This window comes from Salinisphaera sp. G21_0 (assembly GCF_017744115.1).
GTDB lineage: Bacteria > Pseudomonadota > Gammaproteobacteria > Pseudomonadales > Endozoicomonadaceae > Endozoicomonas.
In genome coordinates, this window is sequence record NZ_JAGHQW010000015.1 from 19365 (window position 1) to 43178 (window position 23814).

Here is a 23814-nt window from a genome sequence, read left to right on the forward strand (position 1 = left end):
ATATCCGCCCGTTGAGACCGTGGTCATGGCATGGTTTATGGCCTCAAAGCCGGTCATGCCGCCCGGGAAATAGAGATACGAGCAGAGGGCAGTCATGATCTGGTAGACAATAACGATGTTCTTGGCAATGCTACCCTTAACGGTTTTCAGCGTCTCGCTGACATGATGAGGGTCTTTGAGATAGACATTGGTGGCACCACGGGCAAGCAGATAAAAACTCTAGGAGGTGACTGTCCACTGAGGCATGTTCTGTGACCATATACCTACTTTTGCCTGTACCTGCTGGTTTTGCTGCAACAGTGCGCGGGAAGCCTGGTCAATCTTTTTACTGAGCTGATGCCAGCTGACTTCCTGCCACTGACGAGCATCCTGATCAGCGCTTTGAGTGATGAAGCGCATGGCGATATGTTCCGGGTTGCGCTGGGCACGATCACGGATCTGGCTGATCAGGTGCATATTCAAGGTGGAGTTCATCGGCACGGAACGTATTCTCAACAGCTGGATGAAATGTAGACAACAAGAAACCAAATGTTACAGGATGGCTTGGAAGACCAAAATTGATCCAGATCATTTTTGGTGAAATTCTGAGCGGGAAAATGTAACGGTTAGTAACGATAATTGCTGGATGTAAACAAACCCCGCCATTATTGTCAGATATACGTAGATTATACCATCATTGAGTCTGCAAAATCTGTTTTTATATGCGTTTATTGGCCACTGCGTTTGCTCAGCACAGCTGATGGTGAGCCATTACCTAATGGATTAATGAATTATTATGATTCCCTCAGAATATAACTTGTTCCACTGTGAACCTGCATCCTCAGGTGCCGGGATTAACAAGTCTGAAACACATGACACGCTTTTACAAAGCCAACAGGATCCAGCTCACGCTACGGTGACTGATAACCTTTCCAGGCGCACTGTAGAGCCCAAATTCACTAATAATTACCTTGGTTATTCAGGTTTCAGTTCTGCTTTTTTTGATACCGGGTCTCAGGAATACCTTCTCCTGGTAAAAGCCATCCGTGTTATGGAGAAAGGACCAGCGTTTAATGATGATAAGCTTGGTCCTGTTTCCAGGAAAAAAATGACCGTTTCCCAACTGAGAAAAAAGAAGAGTGAATTAAAAGCTGAAAATGATAAAAAGTTGATCGAATTGGAGCGTCTTACAGCGCGAATCTTATATGTAATCAATGCCGGAAAAGAAATAAAGCAGCAGGATGTTGCTTGTTTTCTTGAGATATTGTCTGACTTTTACAGTCCTCGATATTTTATGCAATGTATGTTTTTCATTCTACATAAAGTGTTAAGTGATCAGAGTGCTGAAACAAATATGGTATTAACCGAAGTCGTAAAGAATCAGTGTGGAGGAATTATTGAGCTAATCTACAAAATTGTACTTAGCAGGGATGATGTGGGGTTTGTATCAGAGTTTTGGCACGTAGGGTGGGATCTTTATTATGTTTCTAATATTATCGCCTGCTGCGTGAATATGGATGGCAGTGAGCGTTGTGCATCATTCTTTAGCCCTGAGCTGCCTGTGAAGTTGGCATTGAGATGTTTACAGCAAATTCCTGGTGTAACTGAACAGGAAAAACAATTTCTGGAAATAAAAAAGAGACGCGGGGATGATGAATCAGATATTCATACTTTACAATTCAGTTTGCTGGCAGGAAAAGATGTTGACTTGGAAATGCTGATTTCCCGTGTAAAAAATGGTTGTCAGAGATATCAGCAAACGGGTTTGAGTGATAGGAAAAAATTTACCGAGTATCTTGGGCTGTTGCAGTTTTTGTTTTCCGCAACAGTGTGCGCTTTGGAAAGATCCGGGGAGGATGCTCGCAAATTGCTTGACTGTTACAATTGCTTTTCCTATCTACAGCCTTCCGCAGGCGTATTGAAACAATATATGCTGGCCAGGTGCGAAGAAAAATCCGGCGCTATTGATGCAGCAAGCCGAATTTACCAGTCTTTGGTCAGCGGGGAAAGCCAGGTACCCGTATACGAAGAATGGATTACCTGTCTGGAAAAGCTGGGCGATATCGGTGCTATTGTTCAGGGCTGCATAAGTGCTGCTGACTATTATAGAGCCAAAGATATTAAATGGCGGGAGGAGTACTATGAGCACAAGGCTGCCGACTATATGCTGGTCATGGCAAACATGGATGATATTGATGTCAGCTCCATGCAGCCTGATGTTGAACCACAATCTAAAGCCGACAGCAGTAAAAAGCACAAAGTGAATCGAAAAAACAAAGCTAAACGGGGGGGCGAACATCATGCAATTCCTTCCCGTTCTTCCCGACCTGCTGAAAAAACAGAATCTGTTCAATCCTGTCCAGCTGACCGACCTTGCCCGTCAATAAAAGCCAGACAGGACACAGCACATGTTATACCTTCAGAGGCAGAGGCAACCGATTCTTCAGAGCCAGGAAGCATGAAAAGTGGGCGGGATTACTGGCGAGAGTTGAATGCGCTGTTTTTGGATTATTATCACCTTCCTCACCGATACCGGGATACTGTCGAGCGCTTTTCCCGGGAAGCCAGTCAATGTTTCCCAAATGATATATGGGTTCTTCATTCTGCCGGTTGGGGATTTCATCTTATTGGCGATGAAATAAAAGCCGCTGAGCTGCTATTGAAAGGTTTGCGTCACTATCTGGACCGTTACCCTGAAGTCAAAAGTTTTATACCGGTTAATATTTATGGCAATTTTGAATATGGTCTGGATAGACTTAAAACGCATCCTGAGATAACCCCCGGCTCATCCGCAGGACTCAATGTGGCTGCTTATTTAAGCTCTCTGGCGTATGTGTATCGAAATCTTAATAAACATTGTGATGATCAGATGCGCTCTTTGGCTAATTGGTTGAACCCTTCCAGGGATGCCCGCAAAAAAGAAAAACAACGCGTATCTTTCGCGGCAAAGGTGAATGTGATTCCTGCAGAAGTTGACCAGGTTACCAGAAGGTTTATGGCTTTTGGCCATGGTTGTCAGGAGTAAATCCCTCAGCCCTTCCAGAAGGCTGGCGTAAAAAGTACCAGTACGGTAATAACCTCAAGCCTGCCCAGCAGCATGCCGGCACTTAATAGCCACTTGGCGGCATTCGGTAGAGAACTGAAGTTTCCTGCAGGGCCAATGACGGCTCCCAGGCCGGGACCGACATTGGCAACCGCTGTCGTGGCTCCGGAAAGACTGGTGATGGGGTCGAGATCGCAGAGCGACAGTAACAGGCTCATTAATGCGATTAACAGGATGAAGAAGAAACTGAAACCGATTAACGAACGGAGTATGTCACTGCTGATTTGCTGGCCGTTATAGGTTTGTACAAAACAGGCCCTGGGATGAACCAGTTGCTTTAACTGAATGTTCAGGAGCTTGCCGCCAATTTGAAACCGGAAAATTTTGATGCCTCCTGCAGTTGACCCTGAACAACCTCCCACCAATAACAGGAAGAAGAAGGTGAGGTTGGCTAGACCACCCCACAGGGTATAGTCACCGTAGGCAAAGCCGGTGGTGGTGATGGTTGACGTGGTATTAAATGAGACCAGGGTGAGTGACTGGGGAAAGGTGTAGTCAGAGTGGCAGCATAACCAGATGCTCAGAACCAGCCAGACTACCAGCAGAAAACCGATAAAGGCCTGTACCTGGGTATCCTGGTAAAAGCAGTTAACGTCACCCCGCATAGAGCGAACAAAGAGAACAAAAGGGAGGCTGGCAAGTATCATGAAAATGGTGCTGGTCCAGATGATAAACGGGTTTTTAAATAACCCCATGGAAGCATCTGAGGTGGAATATCCGCCGGTTGAGACTGTGGTCATGGCATGGTTTATGGCCTCAAAGCCGGTCATACCGCCCAGGAAATAAAGGTACGCGCAGATAGCAGTCATGATCAGATAGACAGTAACGATACCCTTGGCAATGCTGCCTGAACGGGGCATGGCTTTCTCGGACCAGTCAGAAGATTCGCTCTGGAACAACCTCATACCACCCACTTTGAGAAAGGGCAGAACGGCAACCGCCATCACAATAAAACCGATGCCGCCAAACCATTGCAGCAGTGACCGCCAGATCAGCACACTGGGGGGCATCTGATCCAGACCTGTCAATATGGTGGATCCGGTGGTGGTAATACCTGACATGGTTTCAAAAAAGGCATCGGTGAAACTGACGGGAAGTTTGAACCAGAAGGGCAGTGCTGCAAAAGTGCATACTGCCACCCAGCAGAGTGTGGTCAGTACAAACACCTGCCTGGGCTTCATATTGAAGTGTTCTGGTTTGAAATTGATGGTCAGGGCTACGCCGCTGATCAGCGTAATGGCCGCAGCGGCGACAAATTCCCAGATATTCGACTCACCGGTCAACAGATCATAGATGACCGGAATCAGCATAAACTTGGCCAACGCAGTCAGGAACAGGCCAATCACATAGAATACCGGACGGTGTTTCATTGCTTTTCAATGGCATTTACTGAGAAATAAAAAGTTGGTACGCATCGTTTGGAGGGAAGTCAGATGCTTTTGGGTGATCGCATCTGACTTGAAGAAGTTTAGAAGGTGAGAGCGTTATTACAACTTAATCAGTGTTCTGCCGGTGACTTGTCCATTAGTGATGGCCTCTGCCAGTTCAGGCACGGCATCCAGTGACACTTCTTTGGCCGCGTCGCTGTAGAAAGACTCTGGCAGCAGCTCAGCAATACGGTTCCATGCCTGCATACGTTGTTCAATCGGGCACATGACCGAATCAACACCCAGAAGCTTAACGCCTCTGAGAATAAAAGGCATAACCGTGGTTGGCAGATCAAACCCACCGGCCAGGCCGCAGGCGGCAACAGCCCCCTGGTAATCAACCTGTGCCAGTACCTTGGCCAGAACCTTGCTGCCGACGGTGTCAATGGCACCTGCCCAGAGCTGTTTTTCCAGCGGACGTGCGGGTTCAAGCAATTCTGCACGATCAATCACCCGGTCAGCCCCGATGGACTTTAACCAGTCACTGTTTTCCGGGCGACCGGAAGCGGCAACCACCTGGTAACCCAGCTGATCCAGCAGCGTTATGGCAACACTGCCAACACCACCGCTGGCACCGGTGACCAGAATCTCACCTTTCTCAGGGGTAATGCCTGCGTCTTGCAGCGCCATGACACACAGCATGGCCGTCAGGCCGGCAGTACCGATAATCATGGCCTTGCGGCTGTCCAGTCCAGCAGGCATGGAAACCAGGTAGTTAGCAGGCACGCTGGCTTTTTCGGCCATACCACCCCAGTGGTTCTCACCAACACCCCAGCCGGTGAGGATAACGGAATCACCTGGCTGGTACCGGTCATCACTTGAGGAAATGACCTGGCCCGCGTAGTCGATACCCGGAACCATCGGAAAATCACGGATAATTTTTCCCTTCCCGGTGATGGCCAGGCCATCCTTGTAATTCAGTGATGAATAGTCAACAGCAACAATAACATCCCCGGCTGGCAGGGTGGATTCATCCAGCTGTTCTATGGAAGCGACAGTGTTGTTGTCCTGCTGGTTCAGTACTAGCGCCTTGAACATAAACGATAATCTCTAAAAAGGTCAGGGCGTGAACTATACTCCTGCAATTGGCAGGTGGCGAGGATTGATTATTGCTGCTTTTATCCTGATTCAATTGGAAAGGTTATATTTTTTACCCGGGCAGCTATGAATGCATTATTAAGAAGTTCGTTTCCTTGTTTCCCGCCTTCCACTGTTGCTTCTGAGAATAACCATTTCACTGGTCAGAAGGTTCGGGTGAAGGTACTTGTGGTTGGCGCTGGCCCTATCGGCCTTTTTGCCATGCAGCAATTGGAAGGGTTGCAGTTTTACCATAACGAAAGACTGTGTACTGGCAGTAATAAAAATTCATTTCTCGATCGAAAAGTGCTGGTTCATGATATGTCTCCCCAGGGCCATAACCCTAATGACGTTAAAATGATATCGGGGCAGAAGTTTGCATCCCTCTACGATAAAAAAAAGCACAGCTATGAACGTTGCCTGGAATGGCACTTCGATAGTGGGCAAAAAGTGGACTGGATGATGTGCTCAGACGAACCCGTAGGGGGGAGTTGGAACACCTATCTACCATCACAGCGGACATTAAGCGATTATCGTGAGATGGGATTGCCTGACTATCCCATTGAACTATGTGATGTACGCAAAATTCCCTTGCCACCTCCACCACGCCCTTGCCAGCGGGTGGTGACCGATGGTGAGTCTCTGCTCAAGTATTACCAGGACTATGGAAAAAAAATATTGACGGAATCCCGGGCAGTTCCGGGGCGAGTGGTCTGTGCAACTCAGGCCGGTTCTGTCTGGCAAAGTGGTCTTTTCTGGGAAGTCATCGTTCGGGGAGCGGCCGGGCAGGAGACCCTGATTCAGTGTGATTATTTAATGCTGGCGATCGGCAAGAAAAAGCCAAACTTGTTAAATATCCCCGGGGAGCGGGATAATCCCCATGTCTCTCATTGGACCCATGAGGCCTGCCGGGCGATGGACAAATTAGCACCGGGCAGTAAAGTTTTAGTGGTTGGCAACAGTTTTTCAGCCAGTGATACAATCTATGAGGCTTGGCAAAAAGGCATGAAAGTTATCCATCTGCTGCCTGCCAAAATTAAAGAAGAAGCCGTAAGTGTGAAAAACCAGCCGGGTAAATGGGGAAGACATCCGTTGATCCAGCATCTGAATTATAAAAGATCAGAATCCCATTACTCGGTGGCAGAGGCAATGGCATGCCCTGAAAAATATCAAGACACTTATGAACAGGGATTGAACTGCAGGCTGGCTGGTATTGAAAACCAACGGGTGTGCCATATTGTTCAGGAATTGCCAGGGACGGAGGCACAGCACTTCCACTTAGCATTTGATCATATTGCTCTGTTGATCGGGGTAAAAGTGGATTATTCCTTCTTTCCTGATACTTTAAAGTCTTCTCTGACTCAAAGTAATGGCTATCTGGATCTTTGTCCTGAGACGATGGAAAGTAATGCCTGTCAGAATTTATTTTGTATTGGCTTCAGCGCCGGTGAGTCATTTTTAAGCCACTCGTTGGGTCATGCTGTGGCGGCTGTTGAAACCATCAGGAAGAGGGAACAGGATAAAAAGGCGCAAATGATGAAACGTGATGAGGTGGTTCCCATGGAATGGGATTAAGGATGATCCGTCAACAAGAAAACGACGGAGACATACAATGAGCATCAACATTTTGGGCAGTCACTGAACAGAGCAACCCCAATCCCAGCGTTGCTGGGACGCATCAGTCAGCAGCTGCTGACAATGGATATTGCCATTTTTTATGGCCAAATGCAGCGGCGTCATCCCATTCTTATCGGTACTGTGGATATCCGCATGGTGAGTGATTAACAGTTGCACCACTTCGAGACGCCCCCAGTCAGCGGCCCGGTGCAATGGGGTTTGGCCAGAGATATCTTTGCTTTCCAGATCCGCCCCATGGTCTATCAGGTACTGCATCTTCTCCCTATTTCCCATGACAGCGCTGTAAACGACGGCATGGTGCAGAGGCGTGCACAGGGACTCATTAACGGCATTCACGTTCGCCTGGTGGGTGATCAGCAGTTGTAAGCATTCTATGCTACCTTCCGAGGGACTCAGGGCTGAGTGGTGCAGAGGCGTCTTGCCCGACTTGTCAGCGGCATTGATGGCCACCCTGTTATCCTGCAGAAGCTGTCGCAGGTTATTGATGTAGCTTTTTTTCGCAGCCAGGTGCAGAGGGGTGAGACCCTCATCGTCGGCAACCGTCGGGTCTGCGCCGTAATCCAACAACAGTTTCAGAAACTCGCCATTATTATTTTCGATGGCCAGATGCAGGGGGGTAGAGCCGGTATTGTCCCTGCAATCGAGTTCCGGCCCATGCTTCAGTAACTCCCTCAGGCACTGGTCATGGCCTCCGGCAGTGGCCAGGTGCAGGGCCGTATTGCCCCGGTGATCGGCGGTATTGATATCGGCAGAATACTTGAGCAGAAGTTGCGTGAGTTCCGCCTGGCCTGCCTTGACAGCAACCTGTAACAGCCGGACACCCTGACCGGTCACGGCTTCACGAAAATCTTGTCGGGCAATGCCGGGTTCCTGCGCCAATAGTGTCTTGAACGTGTCCATATCCCCACGGCAAGCTTGTCGGCAGGCACAAAGTGCCAGAGGTTCGCAATAGGGTGAGGTTTCAATTTTCCGGGCCCCGGCCAGACGCTCCAACGGCACTGCCGGTTTCAAGAAGGGTGGACATTGACAACAGTTTCGTTCTGCAATTTCATGTTCATGGCCCGGCCTGCATTCCAGGATTTCAGCAATGCACCCCAGGTGAACGGTGCGCCCGCAGCAATTAGTCCTGACCAGAGAGCGCCCGTCGAAATCACCGGTTGCTGAAGCATCGATGGCGTCTGCAGGACCGGTTTGCTGCGAGCAGTACAGGGAGCATGGGCCGATAGTATTCATAGTGGTGTTTCCTGACTTTTCAGTTACCAGCACACTAAGGCATTAATGTTCACGTTATTCTCAGCCAGCCTATTCTAGGCACAAAACCGTCAACCTGTTCGCAAAAGTAGTAAAACTCTTTAATAAGACGCTTCTGAATCAGCAATCTGGGTGTCCTTTGATTCCAGAAAGTTATCAAAACCAGAAAAAAGATGAATTTGAGTAATTTTCTATGAGCGACTAGGATAGGCATTTTTAGGGATAAGCTGAAATTCTTGATAAAAATACCAGGGTTTGTTGACGTATCGTTGCGGACCTATCGGGAAGCGCAGTCTGGTTCACATAAAAGTGTCATGTGCGCGAAAGAAATCGTAATAAAACTGCACATAAATCAAACAAAAACAGTCTTTTTCTGTTTATTGCAGCAATGAGGGTGGTTCAATGGCTGGCCAGGCTTTCAATATGAAAAGCAGGGGTAAAACGCTTTATGACAAGTTGTGGGATGCCCACCTTGTGCTTCAGCGTGACGATGGATCCGCGTTGATTTATATCGACCGGCAGCTGCTCCATGAGGTGACATCGCCACAGGCTTTTGAGGGGTTGAAGCTGGCTGGTCGCCAGCCATGGCGGCTGGATGCCAACCTCGCCACACCTGATCACAATGTACCCACTACGTTGAATGAGCGGCAGCACGGTATTGAAGGGATTGCCGATCCGGTGTCGAAAATCCAGGTCAAGACGCTGGATGACAACTGTGATCATTTTGGCATCACCCAGTTTGATATGCAGGATCAACGCCAGGGCATTGTCCATGTGGTTGGCCCGGAACAGGGCGCGACTCTGCCCGGCATGACCGTTGTCTGCGGTGACTCGCACACCTCAACCCACGGCGCTTTTGGTGCACTGGCCCACGGTATCGGAACCTCGGAAGTTGAGCATGTGCTGGCGACCCAGTGTCTTGTGGCCAAGAAGATGAAGAACATGCTGGTTCGGGTTGATGGTTCCCTGGGCACCGGAGTCACCCCTAAAGATGTGATCCTTGCCATTATCGGCCGTATCGGTACAGCCGGTGGTACCGGCTTTGCCATCGAGTTTGGGGGCGACGTTATTCGTAATATGACCATGGAAGGGCGAATGACGCTCTGTAATATGGCCATTGAAGCCGGAGCCCGGGCAGGCATGGTGGCGGTTGACCAGACCACCATTGACTATGTGCAGGGCAGGCCGTTTGCTCCCGTAGGAAAACAGTGGCAGCAGGCGGTCAAGGTTTGGGAAACCCTTCATTCAGACAGTGATGCGGTGTTTGATCAAATCGTTGTGCTCAATGGCGATGAGATAAAGCCACAGGTCAGCTGGGGAACCTCCCCGGAGATGGTGTTGCCGGTGGATGCCCGGGTGCCTTTCCCGGAGGATGCTCCGGATGAAACCCGTAAAGAGGGCTACGCCCGTGCCCTGGAGTATATGGGATTAACCGCTGGCCAGAAGATTACCGACATTCCTGTTGATCGGGTGTTTATCGGTTCCTGTACCAATTCGCGCATTGAGGACTTGCGTGAGGCGGCAGCTGTCGTAAAGGGCAGGCGAGTGGCTGACACGGTTAAAGAGGCTCTTGTGGTACCGGGCTCTGGTCTGGTAAAGGCCCAGGCTGAAGCAGAAGGGCTGGATAAGGTGTTTCTGGCTGCTGGCCTTGAGTGGCGTGAGCCGGGGTGTTCCATGTGTCTGGCCATGAATGCCGACAAACTGGGGCAGGGCGAGCACTGTGCATCCACCTCTAACCGGAATTTTGAAGGTCGTCAGGGCTTTGGCGGGCGAACCCATCTGGTTAGTCCGGCCATGGCTGCTGCGGCGGCCATTGCGGGCCATTTTGTCGATGTCCGTCATCAGACATCCGTAGTGTAAAAGGGGAGAATCATGCAGGCTTTTACCGTTCATCAGGGTTTAGTGGCTCCCCTGGATCGTGCCAATGTGGATACGGACATGATCATTCCCAAGCAGTTTCTCAAGTCCATCAAACGCACCGGCTTTGGTGTCAATCTGTTTGATGAACTCCGCTATCAGGACGAAGGTTATCCGGGGCAGGATTGCACTAAACGTCCACTGAATCCGGAATTTGTCCTGAATCAGCCCCGTTTTCAGGGCGTGTCCATCCTGCTGGCCAGGCAGAATTTTGGCTGTGGTTCCAGCCGGGAACACGCCCCCTGGGCCCTGGATGATTTTGGTTTCCGCTGTGTGATCGCGCCGAGTTTTGCGGATATCTTTTATAACAATTGCTTTAAAAACGGCATTCTCCCCATCACCCTGTCGGACGAGGTGGTAGAGCAGCTGTTCCAGGAAGTGGCAGCGAGTGAAGGGTATCAGCTGACGGCGGATCTCCAGCGTGAAGTGGTGGTTAAGCCTGATGGTACAGAGTTGCCATTCAGCATTGATGCATTTCGTCGTCACTGCCTGGTCAACGGTCTGGATGATATTGGTCTGACCCTGCAGAATGCGGATCAGATCCGCAATTTCGAACAGCGTTATAAAGCAGATAACCCCTGGCTGTTCGCCAGTAAAAATAATTAACAGCGGAGCTTTTCATGAGCAAGCAGATGTTATGTCTTCCAGGTGATGGCATCGGCCCTGAGATTATGGCTGAGGCCCTGAAAGTACTGGATGCGGCCAAACTGCGTTTTGGGCTCGATATTGAAGTCAGTCATGGTCTGGTTGGCGGTGCGGCCATTGATCAATATGGTGTTCCGCTGAACGATGAAACCCTGGCGCTGGCCAGGCACGCCGATGCGATTCTGTTCGGTGCGGTGGGTGGTCCGAAGTGGGATGATCAACCCATGGCGAACCGTCCTGAAAAAGGGCTGTTGCAACTACGCTCTGAACTGGACCTGTTTGCCAACCTTCGTCCGGCCATGCTTTTCCCGCAACTGGCCGAAGCGTCCAGTTTGAAGCCAGAGCTGGTGGCTGGTCTGGATATTCTTATTGTGCGGGAGCTGACCGGGGGTATCTATTTTGGTGAGCCCCGTGGCGTCCGTACCCTGGAAAATGGCGAACGGGAAGGTTATAACACCTACGTCTATCGGGAGTCTGAAATCCGTCGTATCGCCAGGGTGGCTTTTGAGGCAGCCCGGAAGCGGAGTGGACGACTCTGTTCGGTGGATAAGTCCAACGTGCTTGAAGTGACCGGTCTCTGGCGGGAGGTGGTTATTGCCGAGTCTGCCGGTTACAACGATGTTGAGCTGAGCCATATGTACGTTGATAATGCCGCCATGCAGCTGGTTCGGGCACCGAAACAGTTTGATGTGATGGTGACCGGTAATATGTTCGGCGACATCCTCAGCGACTGTGCAGCGATGTTGACCGGCTCGATTGGTATGTTGCCATCAGCCTCCCTGAACGAAAAGAACCAGGGGATGTATGAGCCTGTGCATGGTTCGGCACCGGATATCGCCGGGGAGAACAAGGCGAACCCTCTGGCGCAGATTTTGTCCCTGGCGATGTTGCTTCGCTATTCATTGGCCGAAGCTGCCGCAGCGGATGCCATTGAAAAAGCGGTCAGCGGTGTTCTGGATAAAGGCTATCGTACCGGGGATATCGCCTCTGAAGGTTGTCAGTTGGTGGGCACCGCTGCAATGGGTGATGCGGTTGTTGACTGTTTGTTAAATGCATAACAAATATATAATGTTGGCGGCTTCTGTTGTCTGTTTTGAGCAGGGGCTGTTTTTTCGGGGGAGCGCAGTATGAAAAAAGTAGGTTTTGTTGGCTGGCGAGGCATGGTGGGCTCCGTATTAATGGAGCGTATGCAGGAAGAAAACGACTTTGCCCGTTTACAGGGCAAGGGTGTCGAGCCGGTCTTCTTCACCACCTCACAACTGGGTCAGCCCGGACCCGATGTTGGCGTGCCTGTGGGCGACCTTCAGAATGCCCATGATATAGACGCTCTCAGAGAAATGGACGTTATTATTTCCTGCCAGGGTGGCGATTATACCGGCAAAGTCTTTCAGCCATTGCGTGACAATGGCTGGCAGGGATACTGGATTGATGCCGCTTCCTCCCTGCGGATGAACGACGATGCTGTGATTATTCTTGATCCCGTCAACCGTGCTGTGATTGACCGTGCGCTGAATGACGGTGTCAAAAATTTTATCGGTGGTAACTGCACGGTTTCCCTGATGTTGATGGCCATTGGTGGGCTCTTTCAGCACAATGCCGTGGAGTGGGTCAGTGCCATGACCTATCAGGCAGCCAGTGGGGCCGGTGCCAGAAACATGCGTGAGCTGATCAGCCAGATGGGCTCTATCCAGAGCAATGTTGCTGCCGAGCTGGCTGACCCGGCCAGTGCCATTCTGGATATTGATCGTAAGACCTCTTCCTTATTGAGAAGCGCTGATCTTCCGCAAAGTGAGTTTGGTGTGCCACTGGCAGGCAGCCTGATTCCTTACATCGATAAAGAGCTGGAGAATGGCCAGAGCCGCGAAGAGTGGAAGGCTCAGTCCGAGACCAATAAGATTCTCGGGCATCAGGCTTCTCCGGTTCCTGTGGATGGTATCTGCGTTCGCATTGGTGCCATGCGTTGTCACAGTCAGGCATTGACCATCAAACTGCGTAACGATATTCCCATGGCGGATATTGAGGCGATGATTGCCGGTGCCAATGACTGGGTATCCGTGGTTCCAAACCACCGGGAAGAGACCATGCATCAGTTGACACCCGCAGCGGTCACCGGCCGTCTGGATATTCCGGTTGGCCGCCTGCGCAAATTGAATATGGGACCTGACTATCTGACGGCATTTACTGTGGGTGACCAGCTGTTGTGGGGAGCGGCAGAGCCACTGCGTCGTATGTTGACCATATTGCTCTGAGTGTCTGCTCCTGCATTGAAATAGAGTTCCATAGACTACAGAGATTTCACACTAAGGTGAAAGACATGAAACATTCCCGTTACTTCGTGTCTTGCTGCCTCTGTATAAATAACAAATAATCAGAAAAAATGAATTAATTATGTTAACGGAACAACAGCTAACAGACTTTGCCAGCAACTTTGTCAAAGTTATTCCCCACTGCCTGCATTTGAATATGTCATTGGTCAAAGCGGATCGTAACGGCATTGAACTGGAAATGCCCTGCGACAACCGGCTGATAGGCAACCCGGAAACCGGCGTCATTCACTCTGGTGCCATTACCACCCTGATGGACTCCTGTTGCGGCATTTCCGTGTACACCCGTATGGAGCAGCTGGAAGCCTGCCCGACACTGGATCTGCGTATTGACCATATGACCACTGCTCAGCCCGGTAAGCCGGTCCGGGCATTTGCCGAGGCTTATCATATAACCCGTTCCATGGTCTTTACCCGCGGTGTTGCCTACCAGGAACACCGTGATCAACCCATTGCCCATGTCGTAGGCACCTTTATGCGAATAGGACAACACTCCATGAAGCCAGTGCAGGAGTATATGCAATGAAGGACCAGATCGAACAATCAGGGTTTGCCAGCATTATTAAGGATGTCCGGGAGTCAAGAGAATACAGTGTTCTGACCAGTGGTATTCCCTATGCCAGTATGATCGGTATGCAGTGCACGCCGATGGGCGATGATGCCCTGTTTACCCTGCCGAATCAGATGAGCAATATTGGTAACCCCCTGCTGCCTGCCATCCATGGTGGGGTGATTGGTGGTTTTATGGAGATGTCTGCGGCTCTGCATTTAATGCTGTTTATGGAAGAGCCGAGGCTGCCCAAAATTATTGACTTTTCCATTGATTACCTGCGCTCGGGGCAGCCAAGGGATATCTTTGCCCACTGTGAGGTCTGTCGACAGGGGGCCAGGGTGGCCAATGTGGCCGTGACCGCCTGGCAGAGTAAAAGGGAGTTACCAATAGCCATCGCCCGGGGGCATTTCAAACTTTCCAGGGGAACGGCCTGAAACTGCTTGCCTGATATCAACGCCCTGTATAAAGTCGATGGTTTTTTATCATTTATGTGGTGCTGGCTGACACAAGGTCAACGATGCCCATACTTTCTCTGGCTTGCGGGGCCTTTTATCCATGAACCGAACATACAATATCGCTATTTACGCTGCCGACACACTGGCCGGTGAAACTCTGGTTCGGCAACTGGAAGAATCACTGTTTGATGGTAAGCCGCTACCGGTAATGAGCCTTTATCCGCTCGTGGAGTCTGCACAGGCTTCAGGTTCCGTTGAGTTTCATGGCGAAACACTGGAATTTATTCCTGCTGAGGAAGCCGACTTTTCCACCACTGATTTTCTGGTGATGCCCGCCGGGTGTCAGCGAAATGCCCAGTTGATGACCCGGGCAGTTGAGAGTGGCTGTGTTATTATTGATGCGGCAAAAGGGGCTGCATCCCAGGGCTATACCGTGCCGGTGATGGTTGACTTGAACAGGCATTTTATCGAAGAGGCGATAGATAACCGTTACTTTGCCGTACCCGGATCTGCCGTTGCCTGCTTACTCCCTCTGCTGCAAAAGCTGCACCAGCGGTTTACTCTCAGCCGTATCAATCTGGTGGTTATGCAGCCGGTGGCGGCCCTTGGTACAAAGGGTGTCGATGCCCTGCGTAAGCAAACCATTGAGCTGCTGAACGGCAAGCCGGCAGAGCATGGTGATTTTTCCGCTCGCCTGGCCTACAACCTGATTCCGGAAGTTGATGCCGAAGAGGGTGAGAAAATCGGCAATGAAGCCAATATGCGCAATGAGCTGCTGGTGGCTTTGGGAGAGGAGTTGGACATCCGTGTGACCTGCATCACAGCCCCGGTATTTTTCGGTGACAGTTATGTTGTTGATCTGGATACTGTCCAACCGGTTGATTTTCAGGAAATACAGTCTTTACTATCAGAACTCCCTGAAATAGTAGCGGCAGATGGCCTTGGCATGCCTACCCTTGAAGACACTGCGGGAAGTGATCAGCTGCATATTGGCAAACTCCGGCAACAATCAGATTATGCAACCGACTTGAGTTTCTGGATGGTGGCCGATAGCTTCAAGAGTAGTGCTGTTCATGCTGTTGAATTAATTGGGTTATTGATAAAAGACTTTGCTAAGTGATAACTTAGTTTAACTGCTTGGGGTTCCTCGCTGTATCGAGAAAGGGGGGGGGCTGCTTTCTCTACAGCTGAAGGCAGAAGGGGCTCAAACAGTCTAAGCATAAAACAAGGATTCATGATGAAACTGCAAAAACTTGTCGTAGTGATGTCAGCGCTGGCAGGGGGAATCGCTGCAATGAATTCCCATGCGCTGGGTCTGGGGGAGGTGAAGCTGTATTCAGCTTTGAATCAGCCCCTGGTGGCTGAGATAGAGTTAATGCAGGTCAATGATCTCACTCGCAACGAGATCCTCTCTAACCTGGCCAGCAAAACAGACTTTGAGCGGGCCGGTGTTGAACGTCCTTTCATTTTGAATAATCTGCGGTTTACCACCAAAGTTGGCCCTGATGGCAAAGGTTTGATCAAGGTCACCAGTGACAGCCCGGTCCATGAGCCTTATCTGAATTTCCTGGTGGAGGTGCACTGGCCAAGTGGTCGCCTGTTGAAGGAATATACGCTTCTTCTTGATCCTCCAGCTTTCAATGGTCAAACTTCAGCCCCTGTTGTCAAGCCCGCATCCATTCCGCCCCATTATGGGACTAACCCTGTGTGGGACCAGCCGCCAAGGGTCAATGGTAACCGGATAAACCGCAACTATACGCCGTCACAGGAAACCATTGAATATCGTGACTCCATTCAGCGGCAACAGGTCCAGCGGGTCTCCTCCCGTCGCGATGACGCCTCTTCAGATCTGCCCGGTAGCACACCCGGGACTTACCGGGTGAACAGAAATGACAGCCTCTGGGAAATCGCTGAGAAAGTGCGCCCCGACTCCGAAGTGACGGTACAGCAAACCATGCTGGCGATTCAGCGTGGCAACCCACAGGCATTTATTGATAACAATATTAATCGCCTCAAGAGCGGGCAGGTCCTGCGGATTCCGGGTCGTAATGAGATGACCCGTTTGACGGTCCGTGAAGCCGTTGCTGATGTATCCAGACAGAATCGTGAGTGGCGGGGGCGCAGCCAGGTTGCGCAACTGGATGCTACCAGGCGAACATCATCCATCGCCTCGGATTCCCGCAAGTCTCTGGATGGTCAGCTGGCCATCGTTTCCGGTGATGCAGCCAGCGGGCGTGGACAGGATCTCGGTGGCGATGCCGCCGGTGGCAATGCCGTGTTGCAGACCGAGCTGGCCATGACCCGTGAACAGCTTGATAAGCTGAGCCGGGAGAATGCCGAGCTCAAGAGCCGGTTGAAAGATCTGGATGATCAGATTGCTACCCTGAAGCGCCTGGTTGCCCTGAAAGACGATCAAATGGCGGCCTTGCAGAACCAGTCCCGGTCGTTACCCACCCAGCGTCAGGCAGAGACAGCATCCGGGCCGGGCATGATGGCTACGCTCTTTGGTAACCCTCTGATTATGCTCCTGCTGGCTTTGATACCTTTGGGAGGCGCTGGCTGGCTCTTTTATCAGCGGCGCAGGAAACAGCAGGAAGCGCTGGACGATGAAGATGTTGACATTCAACCTGTCAATTTGAATAAGGAGGCACCGATTGATGCCTCCCCAAAGCCAACAGCCTCTCCCAGCGCAGAGGATGAGCTTAAGTTTGATGAAGCGCTGGCCATCGATGATTCGATCATTAATGAAGTAGACGCTGATGGGGAAACCACTGGGCAGACCGAAGACCCGCTGAGTGAAGCCGATATTTATATTGCCTATGGTCGCCTGGATCAGGCTGAGGAACTATTGACTCAGGCAATCTTGAATGAACCGGGAAGATCTGACCTTAAGCTGAAACTTCTTGAGGTTCATTCAGAAAGTGGTGATCTTGAAAAGTTCAACCAGGTCCTGGCTGATCTGGAGGCAACCGGTGATCATGCTGCCATGCGTGCAGCGGAGGTGTTCAAGGCACGGTTCTCTGACGCATTTGAAGGTGTTTCAGCGCCGGACCAGATCAATGAGATGCCAGACCTTGATCTGGATGGCCTTGAGCTGGATGGTGATGAGCAGGGATTTGACTCTCTGGATGACCTGGACTTTGATCTGGATGATTTTGATCTGGATGAAGAGCCTGAAGCCGCTGAACAGTTTGAGACCAGTGAGCTTGATGATCTGGATGACCTTGATTTTGGTGTTGAGTCAGACGATGTGCTTGCCCGGGATAGTCAGGCCGCTTTCTCCGATGAGGGTGGTTCCAACCTTGAAGCTTCTCTGGATGATGATCTGGACTTCCTCTCCGAAGGCGATGAGGTTGCCACCAAGATTGATCTGGCAAGGGCTTATATGGATATGGGAGACAGCGAAGGGGCCTCGGCAATCCTGCAGGAAGTTATGGAGCAGGGCAGTGATGAACAGAAGCAGGAAGCTATGTTACTTATGCAGAATGCCGGAACCAGTTGATCGGATTGATCTCTGCTTCTGAAAGAGCTCTTGTGAGCTCTTTTTTTTGAGACATTTTCCTAAAGGCAGCCTACTGATCAGGGTTCAGGTTGTCTGCTGGACTTGATAAAGACTCATTCACCTGCTGCACCTTGCCCAGGTTTTTCCAGGCAAGCTCATAATGGCTGGGCGAGTGATCCAGTGCCTGTTTAAGCAGTTGTTCTGCTAACGCCTGATTTCCCGCCAGTAGCGAAAGATAACCCGCATCATTAAAGGCCTCCCAAGACTTCATGGTGGTGTTGAGCAATGAGATGGCCTCTTCCTGTTGATGTTGACGAAGGTATAGCAAGGCAAGATTACGGCTGGCACGACCATAGCCGGGCTTGATATTCAGCGCTTTTCTGAAGTGGCTTTCCGCCTGTGGCCACTGACCGGCAAGGTACAGTGAATACCCCAGGTTATTAAGCAGGGTTGGATCATTAGGGGTGAGGGTCAGTGCCTCCCGATAAAAGCGTTCTGCCCGCTGGTAATCTTTGCTCAGATCAGCAAGAACGCCAAGAGCATTGAGTGATCGTATTGGCTGATAGCCAGTCATCGCATTACGTTCAGAATGCTCACCAATATCTTCAGACAACTGTCGCCAAAGTGACACTGCCCTGTTGAGCAGTGCCTCTGCCTGTTCATTTTGCCTGCCTTGCAGCCTGGTGAGCCCCAGAGCTTCCAACGCCGCAACAGGGTAGGGATGATCGTTCACCACCTGTTGGTAAATACGCTCTGCCAGCGCTTGCTGCCCTGTCTGCTGGTAAAGTCCTGCCAGTTTCAGGCTGGCCAGATAACCCTGATCCCTGGCGTTATCTGTCTCTTTTATTTCCGCATTCTCCATTCCGGGGTTGAGCGCATCTGGTAATTCAGCCTTTATAGCATTGTTTGCCAGCTCAATGGTTCTGACATAGTAGGCCGCTGCCCGATCCGTTTCTCCCCCGGACCAGGCAATATCCCCCTTCATCAGAGCCTGCTCCATGGTCAGGCTCTGTTCAATACCCAGCATCTCTGCAGTCAATGTACCCTGATAAAGTTCTGGCGTCTGAGCTGTTGCAGCAACGGAGTCCGTCGATGTCTTTTGCGGCAGTCCATGGCAGCCAGCCAATAACAGAGTAGATATCAGTAATGGGTAACCGTACTTTTCGGTTGGTAAGCAGCGTTGCAGTAAAGCGGGTATGGATAACGGCATGGTAACTTCCCGATGCATATTTTCTTTGCTATTGGTAGTGTGTCGGTTAAAACTGGCTGAATGACTCGATCAGCTGCATGATTGCCGGCCCAACCGCCACCAGGAAAAAGGCGGGCAGCAGAAACAGAATCAGGGGAAAGATCATTTTGGTGCCAATTTTGGCCGCCTGCTCTTCCGCAGACTGAATCCGCCGGTCCCGGAAATCTTCTGAAAATGTTCTGAGGGTATCGGCAATACTGGAGCCGTACCGGATACTGTCACTCAGTGTACTGATCAGGCCGTCCACCTCTTTCAACCGGATGCGCATGCCCATATCCTGAAGCGCCTTATCGGACGGAACACCCGCACGCATGGCCGCATTGACCAGCTCCAGTTCGTTGGCCAGTTCCGGATGGCTGATGTAGAGATCATCAGACAGTCGTTGTATAGCGCTGCGCAGACCAAGGCCTGCTTCCAGAGACACCACCAGTAGATCCAACGCATCCGGAATGGCAAGGCGTATCCGCTGCTGCCGCCGTTGAATCAAGCCGGTGAGTATCCGGTTGGGTAGCATCATGCCCAGCCAGGCACTGCCCGAAAAGGCAAACAGCCAGAGCTGGAAAGACATTTTCTCCACCACCAGGGCGCACACCGACAATACGATAATGGGCAAACCGACGGCCAGTATCACTTTTAACCCGTAGAATACCCATAAGGCACTGTCCGCACGCCAGCCAGCCTGAACCAGACGGGCCTGTACCTGACTGCGTTCCCAGTTATCTTTGGGCAGAATGTAAGCCTGTATCGGACGCAAAACCTGAAACATATCCACTCCGACCGGTGCGGTTCGGCTTTCGATATCGGAGATTTGTTTCAAACGACGGCGAACCGGATCGGTCATGCCAGTGGCAAAGGTGTACACGCCCATCAACAGTGTCGCGACGGACAGGGAAATCAGTGTTAAAAGCACCAGTCGGCCTGCCTGCATATCCCCAAGGGCAATCTGTAATTCGGTTAACAGGTTTTCCATAACCACTCCCAAATATTTCGCTACATACGGACTTTCAGTAGCTGTCGAATCCAGAGAACGCCCATAACGATCATGCCCAGCGCCGTCATCAACAGATTATTACCACTTTCGGTTGCCAGCAGCGGCGTCAGGTAACCGGGATTAATGACATACAGTAATCCAAACATGCCAAATGGCAGCAGACTTAGTACCCAGGCACCCATACGCCCTTCAGCACTTAGGGTTCTGACCCGGCGCTGAAAACGAAAGCGTTCCCGCATCTGCTGATTAATCCTGCCCAGCACTTCAGTAATATTTCCGCCGGTATCCCGCTGCACCAGTATTGACACCACCAGCATCATCATGGCTACTGAAGGTACCCGCTGTAGCATGGCAAGCAACGCTCGCCGCATATCATTGCCGTAGTTGATGTCGGCAAAGGTCAGGGCGAACTCCCCAGCCAGTGGATTGGCCTGTTCTTCCGATACAATGCGGACTGTTTCAATAAAGGGGTGTCCGGCCCTCAGGGCATTTACCATGGTCTCTATGGCATCCGGCAGCTGTTCCTCAATACGGTCCAGGCGTTTTTTCCGATCCATCATCACCCGGACAAATGGAAACCCGGTGCCCACGGCAAAGGCGGTCCAGGAAAGTGCTGGGGAGCCGGTGAAAAACCAGAGAATAAAACAGGCCGTGATCCCCGCAAGCAAACCGGTGGCCACCAGTCTGTGCGCCAGCATTTCCCGGCCAGATTGTTCGGTATACAGGCCCAGACGTTCCATCAGGGGAAGCTCTTCCAGTCGACGTTCCCAGGGTTTCAGGTTTCTCAGATATTTTTCGCGCAGAATCCGCTGCAGAGTCGGTGTATGGTCTGCCAGTTCAAGGCGATGCATTCGTTTCTTTAAACGACGTCGGACTTCACGCTTCTCGCTAACCAGAGGGATAGTCAGTGAACTGAGCAAAGCAAAAACAGCAATAAATACCAACAGGGCAAATATCAGTTGTGGATTCATGTGGCAACTCCCAGCTCACCTGATGGGCCATACTGCCATTCGGTATCAAAGACATCCCTGGACAGTTCAATACCGTACAGTGCCAGACGGTTATACAGTTCAGGCACGAGACCGGTTGCCTTGTAAACACCGGTAACCTGACCGGACTCGTCATGGCCTCGGCGCTGGAAGCGGAAAATCTCGGTCATGGTAATGATATCCTGCTCCATTCCGTTCACTTCCTGAATACTCACAATGCGACGTTTACCGTCTTCCATGCGTTCCAGCTGAACAACCAGGTCAATGGCAGAAGCGATCTGCTGCCGGAGGGATTGCTGGGAAAATGCCAGGCCAGTCATCTGTACCATATTATCCAGGCGTTGCAGGGCATCCCTGGGTGTATTGGCATGGATCGTGGTCAGGGAGCCATCGTGCCCGGTGTTCATGGCCGTGAGCATATCCAGGGCCTCGGCTCCCCGGACCTCACCGACCACAATACGATCCGGTCGCATCCGCAGACTGTTTTTGACCAGCTCACGCTGGTTAATTTCCCCTTTGCCTTCCAGATTGGCAGGACGGGTTTCCAGGCGGACCACGTGGGGTTGCTGCAGTTGCAGTTCGGCAGAGTCTTCTATGGTGATGATGCGGTCATCTTCAGGGATACAGCCAGAGAGGGCATTAAGCAAAGTGGTTTTCCCGGTGCCGGTGCCACCGGAGACCAGGATATTCAAGCGCATCCTGACCATGGCCTCCAGGGTTCGGGCCATTTGTGGTGCCATGGCACCCAGTTCCGCCAGGTGCAGAAGGCTCATCCGGTCAACGGTGGCACGGCGAATGGAGAGGGAGGGACCATCCAGTGCCAATGGCGGAATAATCGCGTTTACCCGTGAACCATCGGGCAATCGGGCATCCACCATAGGCGACGATTCATCAATACGACGGCCAACCTGGGCGACAATTTTTTCGATGACATTCAGCAGGTGCTCATTATTGCGAAAGCTTAAGCCGGTCAGTGTCAGCTTTCCCTGCTTTTCCATGTAGATGGTCTCTGCGCCATTGACCAGAATATCCGACACATCCTCGCTGCGCAGTAATTTCTCAAGGGGACCCAGCCCCAGCAATTCATCAACAATCTCACTGAGAATGGTTCCTCGCTGCTCCATGCTTAAGGGAGCGCTCATGGCGCTGAGCAACTGTTGTCCTGTTTCCTCTATTTGTCGACGGGCCTGGTCATGGGGGAGCTTGCCCAGGCGGGGCAGATCAAGACGTTCCAGTAACTCTTCATGAACCCGTTGCTGCCAGTGGTTCTGCAACTCCCTGAGGCGACGGGCCTGAAGGTCATCTTCTTCGCTGGTCTCTTTGATCAATGGCGCTGTATCAGTGTCGCTGATAACGGGCTCACGACGTTTTTTTTCTGCCTTCCTATCAACAGTAGGCTCAGGATGGTAGGTGAATGCCATAAATACGATCCCTGTATTTTATCTCCAGCTATTAATCTATTGGTTTAACCGAACATGCGTTTAACCAGTGCCGACAGTCTTGATGGAGCTTCAGTCTGCCCGGTAAAACGGCTGTGCAGAGCCACCACCGCTTTGGTAACACTGGCCTTCGGGGCTTGCTTAAGCAGTGGCTTACCAGAATTGAGGCTGTTGCTTACCCGGTGATAATCACCGGGAATGGTGACAACCTCGCCCACCTTGAGCGTGTTGCAGATATCATTGACCCTGATAGGCAGGCGGGGGTGATACCGGTTGACGACGATAGTGAATTGATCCCGGGAAAGCCCAAGTTCACTTTCCGACAAGTCCAGCCAGCGCAGGGCATTGCGAAGGGAAAGCATATCCTGCTGAATAACCAGGCAGATATCGTCTGCCTGATCCTGAATAAAGGTACTGATATTGGTGGGAAACATAGGCAGGTCAATCACCACATCGTCCCGTCCCTGCTTCAGAAGTTTTAGCAGTCTGGCCAGCTGGTCGGTATCCGGGTCAGAATACGCCATCAAATCTGGCTGCTTCATGGCCAGTACCTCAAGCCCACTCTCGTGTCTGGCCAGATAACCGGCCAGCGCCGTTTGATCCAGGGACGGTAATTCAGCCAGTACATCTTCAAGGCCATAATCGCTGTACAGATCCATAAACTGCAGCACCGAGCCCATTCTGAAGTTGAGGTCCAGCAATAGACATTTCTGGTGATTGGTTGCCTTGATATGGGCCAGGTTACAGGCCAGAAAGGTGGCACCGGCACCACCGGAGGCAGAAAGCGCAGCAGTTACCCTTGCATGCCTGATGCTTGAGTTGGCCTGCCGGTGTTCGAAAAGGGTTTCCAGAAGAGAAAGCAACTCCTGGTTGCTGAATGGCTCTGGCAGGTAATCACTGGCTCCGGCCCGCATGGCGGCTCTCATCAGCAATGGTTGATCGGCAGGGCCGATAACGATCAGCGTCGTTTTTCCTGTGGTGTTGTTTATTACCGGAAGCAGCGATGACAGGGCATTAAGTTGTTGCTCCGGTTGCTGGCCCAGTCGGTGAATGATCACGTCAACCGGTTGTTGTTTCCGGAGTAACTGTGTGAATGTGTCTTCACTCTGCAGTAACAGGCGTTGGCTATTAATCTCCACTACCGGTGCCAGAATAGCATTCAGCCAATCCATGGATTGCTCTGAATCACCCGTTAACAGTACTTCCAGTTGTTCCTGCTTTTGCTCCGGATAGAGGGATTCACGGCTGGCTGGTTTGGTATTTTTCATTGGTAAA

Annotated in this window: 20 protein-coding genes; 11 read left to right on the forward strand and 9 right to left on the reverse strand. The window is 51.2% G+C overall.

The annotated features are described in order from the left end of the window. Window positions 1-30: 30 nt before the first annotated feature. On the forward strand, window positions 31-255 hold the full coding sequence (locus J7439_RS08790) for a hypothetical protein (RefSeq protein WP_209201457.1): 225 nt from the start codon (window positions 31-33) through the stop codon (window positions 253-255). Here J7439_RS08790 and J7439_RS08795 read toward each other — a convergent pair. Then, window positions 220-456 carry an AMP-binding protein gene (locus tag J7439_RS08795; RefSeq protein WP_209201458.1) on the reverse strand — a complete coding sequence of 79 codons (237 nt, stop codon included), beginning with the start codon at window positions 454-456 and terminating at the stop codon, window positions 220-222. The genes J7439_RS08790 and J7439_RS08795 overlap by 36 nt on opposite strands. A gap of 1036 nt (window positions 457-1492) precedes the next feature. Between J7439_RS08795 and J7439_RS08800 the strand changes: the two genes are divergently transcribed. Next, window positions 1493-3004, forward strand: coding sequence for a hypothetical protein (locus J7439_RS08800; RefSeq protein WP_209201459.1), 1512 nt, complete (start codon window positions 1493-1495; stop codon window positions 3002-3004). Window positions 3005-3009: 5 nt separating this feature from the next. Here J7439_RS08800 and J7439_RS08805 read toward each other — a convergent pair whose 3' ends face one another. Next, window positions 3010-4452, reverse strand: a complete 1443-nt coding sequence (locus tag J7439_RS08805; RefSeq protein WP_209201460.1) for a TrkH family potassium uptake protein — start codon at window positions 4450-4452, stop codon at window positions 3010-3012. 117 nt (window positions 4453-4569) lie between these two features. Beyond that, the gene (gene acuI, locus J7439_RS08810; RefSeq protein ID WP_209201461.1) at window positions 4570-5547 is read right to left on the reverse strand and encodes an acrylyl-CoA reductase (NADPH); all 978 of its coding nucleotides are present in this window, start codon (window positions 5545-5547) and stop codon (window positions 4570-4572) included. Window positions 5548-5763: 216 nt separating this feature from the next. On the opposite strand from acuI, the gene J7439_RS08815 reads away from it, so the two are divergent. Beyond that, the gene (locus J7439_RS08815; protein ID WP_209201462.1) at window positions 5764-7161 is read left to right on the forward strand and encodes an NAD(P)-binding domain-containing protein; all 1398 of its coding nucleotides are present in this window, start codon (window positions 5764-5766) and stop codon (window positions 7159-7161) included. 60 nt (window positions 7162-7221) lie between these two features. Here J7439_RS08815 and J7439_RS08820 read toward each other — a convergent pair whose 3' ends face one another. Further along, window positions 7222-8457 (reverse strand): ankyrin repeat domain-containing protein, encoded by a 1236-nt coding sequence (locus J7439_RS08820; RefSeq protein WP_209201463.1) that lies wholly within the window; start codon window positions 8455-8457, stop codon window positions 7222-7224. A gap of 441 nt (window positions 8458-8898) precedes the next feature. On the opposite strand from J7439_RS08820, the gene leuC reads away from it, so the two are divergent. The 8 genes from leuC (at window position 8899) to J7439_RS08860 (ending at window position 17871) form a co-directional block, all read left to right on the forward strand. Continuing rightward, window positions 8899-10335 (forward strand): 3-isopropylmalate dehydratase large subunit, encoded by a 1437-nt coding sequence (gene leuC, locus J7439_RS08825; RefSeq protein WP_209201532.1) that lies wholly within the window; start codon window positions 8899-8901, stop codon window positions 10333-10335. A gap of 12 nt (window positions 10336-10347) precedes the next feature. Continuing rightward, the gene (gene leuD / locus J7439_RS08830) at window positions 10348-10998 is read left to right on the forward strand and encodes a 3-isopropylmalate dehydratase small subunit (RefSeq protein ID WP_209201464.1); all 651 of its coding nucleotides are present in this window, start codon (window positions 10348-10350) and stop codon (window positions 10996-10998) included. Window positions 10999-11012: 14 nt separating this feature from the next. Then, complete coding sequence (gene leuB / locus J7439_RS08835) at window positions 11013-12095, forward strand: 3-isopropylmalate dehydrogenase (RefSeq protein ID WP_209201465.1); 1083 nt, start codon at window positions 11013-11015, stop codon at window positions 12093-12095. Between the two features lie 69 nt (window positions 12096-12164). Beyond that, window positions 12165-13286, forward strand: a complete 1122-nt coding sequence (gene asd, locus J7439_RS08840; RefSeq protein WP_209201466.1) for an aspartate-semialdehyde dehydrogenase — start codon at window positions 12165-12167, stop codon at window positions 13284-13286. 139 nt (window positions 13287-13425) lie between these two features. Beyond that, window positions 13426-13887, forward strand: a complete 462-nt coding sequence (locus J7439_RS08845; protein WP_209201467.1) for a PaaI family thioesterase — start codon at window positions 13426-13428, stop codon at window positions 13885-13887. Beyond that, window positions 13884-14348 carry a PaaI family thioesterase gene (locus J7439_RS08850; RefSeq protein ID WP_209201468.1) on the forward strand — a complete coding sequence of 155 codons (465 nt, stop codon included), beginning with the start codon at window positions 13884-13886 and terminating at the stop codon, window positions 14346-14348. Before J7439_RS08845 ends, J7439_RS08850 begins: the two co-directional genes overlap by 4 nt. Before the next feature lie 121 nt (window positions 14349-14469). Continuing rightward, complete coding sequence (locus J7439_RS08855) at window positions 14470-15489, forward strand: Asd/ArgC dimerization domain-containing protein (protein WP_209201469.1); 1020 nt, start codon at window positions 14470-14472, stop codon at window positions 15487-15489. A 114-nt stretch (window positions 15490-15603) separates the two neighbouring features. Beyond that, the gene (locus tag J7439_RS08860; protein WP_209201470.1) at window positions 15604-17871 is read left to right on the forward strand and encodes a motility hub landmark protein FimV; all 2268 of its coding nucleotides are present in this window, start codon (window positions 15604-15606) and stop codon (window positions 17869-17871) included. Between the two features lie 70 nt (window positions 17872-17941). Here J7439_RS08860 and J7439_RS08865 read toward each other — a convergent pair whose 3' ends face one another. From J7439_RS08865 to J7439_RS08885, 5 genes are read right to left on the reverse strand one after another with little or no spacing between them, the layout of a single operon-like run. Continuing rightward, on the reverse strand, window positions 17942-19099 hold the full coding sequence (locus J7439_RS08865) for a tetratricopeptide repeat protein (RefSeq protein WP_209201471.1): 1158 nt from the start codon (window positions 19097-19099) through the stop codon (window positions 17942-17944). A gap of 28 nt (window positions 19100-19127) precedes the next feature. After that, a complete protein-coding gene (locus J7439_RS08870; protein ID WP_209201472.1) occupies window positions 19128-20090 on the reverse strand; it encodes a type II secretion system F family protein in 963 nt (320 codons plus the stop codon). Window positions 20091-20110: 20 nt separating this feature from the next. Beyond that, window positions 20111-21082: a type II secretion system F family protein gene (locus J7439_RS08875; RefSeq protein ID WP_209201473.1), complete on the reverse strand. Its 972-nt coding sequence runs from the start codon at window positions 21080-21082 to the stop codon at window positions 20111-20113. Continuing rightward, a complete protein-coding gene (locus J7439_RS08880) occupies window positions 21079-22521 on the reverse strand; it encodes a TadA family conjugal transfer-associated ATPase (RefSeq protein ID WP_209201474.1) in 1443 nt (480 codons plus the stop codon). Before J7439_RS08880 ends, J7439_RS08875 begins: the two co-directional genes overlap by 4 nt. 44 nt (window positions 22522-22565) lie before the next feature. After that, a complete protein-coding gene (locus tag J7439_RS08885) occupies window positions 22566-23807 on the reverse strand; it encodes a CpaE/TadZ family protein (RefSeq protein WP_209201475.1) in 1242 nt (413 codons plus the stop codon). Window positions 23808-23814 lie beyond the last annotated feature (7 nt).

What these genes read in the sequence shown, in the direction of transcription:
- J7439_RS08885 (WP_209201475.1), bottom strand. Translation starts at nt 23,807, where the DNA reads ATGAAAAATACCAAACCAGCCAGCCGTGAATCCCTCTATCCGGAGCAA.
- J7439_RS08845 (WP_209201467.1), top strand. Translation starts at nt 13,426, where the DNA reads ATGTTAACGGAACAACAGCTAACAGACTTTGCCAGCAACTTTGTCAAA.
- leuC (WP_209201532.1), top strand. Translation starts at nt 8,899, where the DNA reads ATGAAAAGCAGGGGTAAAACGCTTTATGACAAGTTGTGGGATGCCCAC.
- J7439_RS08790 (WP_209201457.1), top strand. Translation starts at nt 31, where the DNA reads ATGGTTTATGGCCTCAAAGCCGGTCATGCCGCCCGGGAAATAGAGATA.
- J7439_RS08820 (WP_209201463.1), bottom strand. Translation starts at nt 8,457, where the DNA reads ATGAATACTATCGGCCCATGCTCCCTGTACTGCTCGCAGCAAACCGGT.
- J7439_RS08855 (WP_209201469.1), top strand. Translation starts at nt 14,470, where the DNA reads ATGAACCGAACATACAATATCGCTATTTACGCTGCCGACACACTGGCC.
- J7439_RS08875 (WP_209201473.1), bottom strand. Translation starts at nt 21,082, where the DNA reads ATGAATCCACAACTGATATTTGCCCTGTTGGTATTTATTGCTGTTTTT.
- J7439_RS08850 (WP_209201468.1), top strand. Translation starts at nt 13,884, where the DNA reads ATGAAGGACCAGATCGAACAATCAGGGTTTGCCAGCATTATTAAGGAT.
- J7439_RS08800 (WP_209201459.1), top strand. Translation starts at nt 1,493, where the DNA reads ATGGATGGCAGTGAGCGTTGTGCATCATTCTTTAGCCCTGAGCTGCCT.
- leuD (WP_209201464.1), top strand. Translation starts at nt 10,348, where the DNA reads ATGCAGGCTTTTACCGTTCATCAGGGTTTAGTGGCTCCCCTGGATCGT.
- acuI (WP_209201461.1), bottom strand. Translation starts at nt 5,547, where the DNA reads ATGTTCAAGGCGCTAGTACTGAACCAGCAGGACAACAACACTGTCGCT.
- J7439_RS08805 (WP_209201460.1), bottom strand. Translation starts at nt 4,452, where the DNA reads ATGAAACACCGTCCGGTATTCTATGTGATTGGCCTGTTCCTGACTGCG.
- J7439_RS08795 (WP_209201458.1), bottom strand. Translation starts at nt 456, where the DNA reads ATGCACCTGATCAGCCAGATCCGTGATCGTGCCCAGCGCAACCCGGAA.
- J7439_RS08860 (WP_209201470.1), top strand. Translation starts at nt 15,604, where the DNA reads ATGATGAAACTGCAAAAACTTGTCGTAGTGATGTCAGCGCTGGCAGGG.
- leuB (WP_209201465.1), top strand. Translation starts at nt 11,013, where the DNA reads ATGAGCAAGCAGATGTTATGTCTTCCAGGTGATGGCATCGGCCCTGAG.
- asd (WP_209201466.1), top strand. Translation starts at nt 12,165, where the DNA reads ATGAAAAAAGTAGGTTTTGTTGGCTGGCGAGGCATGGTGGGCTCCGTA.
- J7439_RS08880 (WP_209201474.1), bottom strand. Translation starts at nt 22,521, where the DNA reads ATGGCATTCACCTACCATCCTGAGCCTACTGTTGATAGGAAGGCAGAA.
- J7439_RS08865 (WP_209201471.1), bottom strand. Translation starts at nt 19,099, where the DNA reads ATGCATCGGGAAGTTACCATGCCGTTATCCATACCCGCTTTACTGCAA.
- J7439_RS08870 (WP_209201472.1), bottom strand. Translation starts at nt 20,090, where the DNA reads ATGGAAAACCTGTTAACCGAATTACAGATTGCCCTTGGGGATATGCAG.